Below are 3,573 nucleotides of genomic sequence, written 5' to 3' on the forward strand. Positions count from 1 at the left end.
CGACCGAATGGACACTCGTTGCTCTCGCATACAACTGTAAAAGAATGGCGCGGCTTCAGGCAGCATAAGCCAGGTCAGCCTTGGCGTTATCAGCCGCAAAATGCCCAACCCGACAGGCTGCTAGGGTGTCGACTCATAAACATCGACAACAGCTTCTCGCCGCGACGAGCTTTACAGCGGCGAGGTAGTTTTCGGGAGGGTTGTCGTATCGGGTTGCGATACCTCGGAACTGTTTGATCCTGTTGAAGAAGCGTTCCACGAGGTTCCTTTGCCGATAGACCCAGCGTGAGAAGGTGAAGCTTCCCTTGCGAGCGGCCTTTGGCGGGATATTGGCTCAAGCATTTCGGGCCGCTGCCTTGGCGCGAATGGCATTGCTGTCATATCCCTTGTCGGCCAGCAGGATGTATCTTTCGCCCTGGCTATCGGTCAGCGCATCGGCCTCGGTGCAATCGGCGACTTGGCCGCCTGTCAGACGAAGACTGACGGGACGGCCTTCCGCGTCGACGAGCGCGTGGATCTTACTGGTGAGGCCGCCGCGGGAACGTCCCATGTCGCCATCGTAAGCCGCCGAAACGGCTTCAAGAAGCCGATCCCATACCCTGGCTTTTCGCCAGCGAACAAAACGATTGTAACAGGTGGTCGGCGGGCCATAGCGTTCGGGGATTTGTGCCCAGGGCGAACCTGTCCGAAAGCGCCAAAGGATGCCATTCAGCACACGGCGATCATCGACGCGGGGGACGCCACGCTGTTTGTTGGGCAGCAACGGCGACAGGATAGACCATTCGCGGTCGATGAGTTCGTAGCGGCAGCGCGTCATCAAAGCTCCCTCAGTCCGAAGATTTGAATCACGCATGCCGCTAATCACCAACAATTTTTATGAGTTCACAACCTAGTAGCAGTCGCGGATCAGGCCTGTGGTCAATAGAATCTATACGATCTATTTCAATTGCTACCCGGGAACGGTTCATTATGCATTTTCTTATATTCATCACAAAAATACTGAAATGCCTGGCTAAAACCTGTCACATCTATGGTATAGGTATTTGATTCGGTTTCGAGTGTAATACTCTGTGAACTCATAATAGATTGAAAGATTGATGGCCATGCCGATGTATCAGGCTGATAAACAAACCACGCATTCGGCGGAGTATTAATAATAGCTTCTATCTGATTTACACTGCCATCAAAATGTATTTTAATGGACTTGTCTTTATATTTTGCGTTGGGAATATTAATTATTAAAACAGGTATTATATTTTCTTTATTTCGAGGATCTGGCATTTTGTTTAGGACAAAACCAGGGAGGCTGGGATCTAAGCCGCATGTAAGCATAATCATATTCTTAGCAGAAGGTACAACGCCAACGCCACAGTCACCGAATTGCCTTGCGCCCGTTATCGAATAACCATATGCATGAAAAGAAAAAAAAGACCATAATAATAAAAATAATATGTATATATCGGATTTTCGTGCTTTGCATATCGAATGGTATACAGACATAGGATAATTGCCTTTCACAAATATTCCGCGCACGAAGGTCGTAGAAGGCGGGACTATGCACCCATGCACCATTTTTTGCAATCACACATACAGTTTAATATCAGAAAGCGCAGTAGAGCTTTCTTCGCGATACATATTATTTGAAGACATGTATCGGCTAAAGGCAGGGTGGATGCGGATAGACCGTATTAGGGCCTGTTAGGCCTTGATATAGTCTGCTGTAGCCGCGATGAGGATGATGGAGAAGAAGGATGCGGCGGTCTTCTCATACCGGGTCGCGACAGCCCGCCATTCCTTGAGCCTTGCCCACAGATTTTCGACCAGATGCCGGTGTCTGTAAGCCCATTTGGGACAGGCGACTTCCGGATCATTCTTCCTTGGCGGAATGACAGGACGAGATCCTCGGTTCCAGAGATATTCGCGGAATTTATGCGAGGCATACCCACGGTCACAGACGATATAGGTCGGTGGGTGTGGCAGGTCGTCGAGCAGGGCATAAGCGGATGGCAGTTCGTGTGACTGTCCGGGCGACAGCGTGAAAGACAGTGCCTTGCCATGTCCATCCGCAGCTACGCAGACCTTGGTGCCAAAGCCTCCACGTGAGCGGCCAAGCGCCTCACGATCTCTGCAGCGTTCACTGTATCCCCTTTTTTGGCGGCCCCGGCCGCCTTGTGATGGGCACGGATCGTCGTGCCATCGAGAAAGACCATGCCCAATGCCAGCTCCGCGCCTTTTACCTTTTCAAAGAGGCGCTGCCACACACCAAGCTTCGACCAGCGAATGAATAGTTGGGCGGCAATCCACCAGGGACCAAACTCAGGCGGAAGGGCGCGCCATTTCGCGCCATTCTGATGGCGCCAGAAAATCGCGGAGATCGTCCGTCGAAGGTTTTTCGGTGGGGTCTTGCCCGTCGGACGGACTTCCTCGATCAAAGGCTCCCAGACGGACCAGGCGGCATCAGAAAAGACAGACTGCATCATGCTCATCATAAACAGCTATGCAGTCCGTTCTGTCATTCAAGGCCTAACAGGCCCTAGCCTATATAGGTTGATGCATCTCATGATGTGACGAGGCTGGAGCCGGGCGGGATAATGGGGCAGGGGACGCATCATTTGAGAAAGATGATTACACTTGCTGCGGTTTGGATGGCAGATATGCATGTATGAGCGCACCGGTCGTATCTGGTTGCAACACGTCTCCAGTCTCTCAGCCTTGCGAACATGCTTTCAATAAGGTGGCGCTTTTTATACAGGTGCCAGTTGCAGGGTCGCTTTGATTTTCTGTTGTTCTTAGGTGGGTTGTAAGCGGTGATATCTCGGTCGCTGAGAGACCGCCGGATGCGGTTGCTGTCACAACCCCGATTCCCGATGACTTCTTCTATTCTTTCCGGCAGGTCCGCCAGAAGGACATCCGCCCCTTTGAAAGGCACTGACTTGTCCAGCAGTCAGATAGGGGCGGACAGGTCGGCCGTGGCCATCGCACATGCTATGCAGCTTTGAGTTCAGTCACCCCCTTTTGTGCGTCCGATATGCCGAGGAAAAGCCCCTTTTTGAGCAGGGCCGCTGCGACCTGTGCGGCTTGAAGTGTGTCGTATCGAGCATCAGATGCTTTGAACGGCCAGCCTGCTCTGTCAGCCCGACGAAGATCCGGTCAATGACATCCGGGCGGCTTCATCGGATGAAACGGTTACATAAGGCCTTGTGAGGACCATACCCTTTCGGGGCATTTTTCTACTGAAGCCCGTTTCGGATCACATAAACGATACCGCTCAGAATCCTCCGGTGATCCACGCGTAGCATTCCGTAAGCCAGGGAAAAAATACGGTGTAATCTGCTCTAGCAGCCTGTCGGGTTGGCCATTGGGAGGATCATAAGGCCGAGGGTAACCTGGCTTATACTGTTTGAAGCCGCGCCATTCTTTTGCAGTTATATGCGAGCGCAACGAGGGTCCATTCGGTCGTGACTTTTGCAAGGCCACGCAGGCTGAACCTTCTGAAGCCCATGATGCTTTTGATAATTCCAAAGACCGGCTCCACGGTCTGTTTTCGTAGTCTGTAAAGATCTCCGGCTTCTG

3 protein-coding genes and 2 pseudogenes are annotated in these 3,573 nt (G+C 51.9%); all 5 read right to left on the reverse strand.

All coding sequences use genetic code 11. The annotated features are described in order from the left end of the window. Positions 1–133 precede the first annotated feature (133 nt). Positions 134–817, reverse strand: a pseudogene (locus KMAL_RS16280) (IS5 family transposase). Positions 818–942: 125 nt separating this feature from the next. Further along, the gene (locus KMAL_RS17065; protein ID WP_146044259.1) at positions 943–1,500 is read right to left on the reverse strand and encodes a hypothetical protein; all 558 of its coding nucleotides are present in this window, start codon (positions 1,498–1,500) and stop codon (positions 943–945) included. Between the two features lie 198 nt (positions 1,501–1,698). Beyond that, positions 1,699–2,477 (reverse strand): IS5 family transposase gene (locus KMAL_RS16285; RefSeq protein ID WP_408887941.1). Its coding sequence is split into 2 segments (ribosomal slippage): positions 1,699–2,123 and positions 2,123–2,477, totalling 780 coding nucleotides; the frame shifts between segments, so codons are not numbered across the junction. A gap of 131 nt (positions 2,478–2,608) precedes the next feature. Next, positions 2,609–3,320 (reverse strand): annotated as a pseudogene (locus KMAL_RS17960) (IS5 family transposase). A 71-nt stretch (positions 3,321–3,391) separates the two neighbouring features. Then, positions 3,392–3,573 (reverse strand): transposase (locus KMAL_RS16295; protein WP_146044260.1); only part of this gene is annotated, 182 nt, incomplete at its 5' end.

It is taken from the genome of Novacetimonas maltaceti (genome assembly GCF_002906255.1).
GTDB lineage: Bacteria > Pseudomonadota > Alphaproteobacteria > Acetobacterales > Acetobacteraceae > Novacetimonas > Novacetimonas maltaceti.

Bases quoted from the DNA above. Each gene is read 5' to 3' on its own strand.
- KMAL_RS17065 (WP_146044259.1), bottom strand. From the start codon at position 1,500: ATGTCTGTATACCATTCGATATGCAAAGCACGAAAATCCGATATATAC.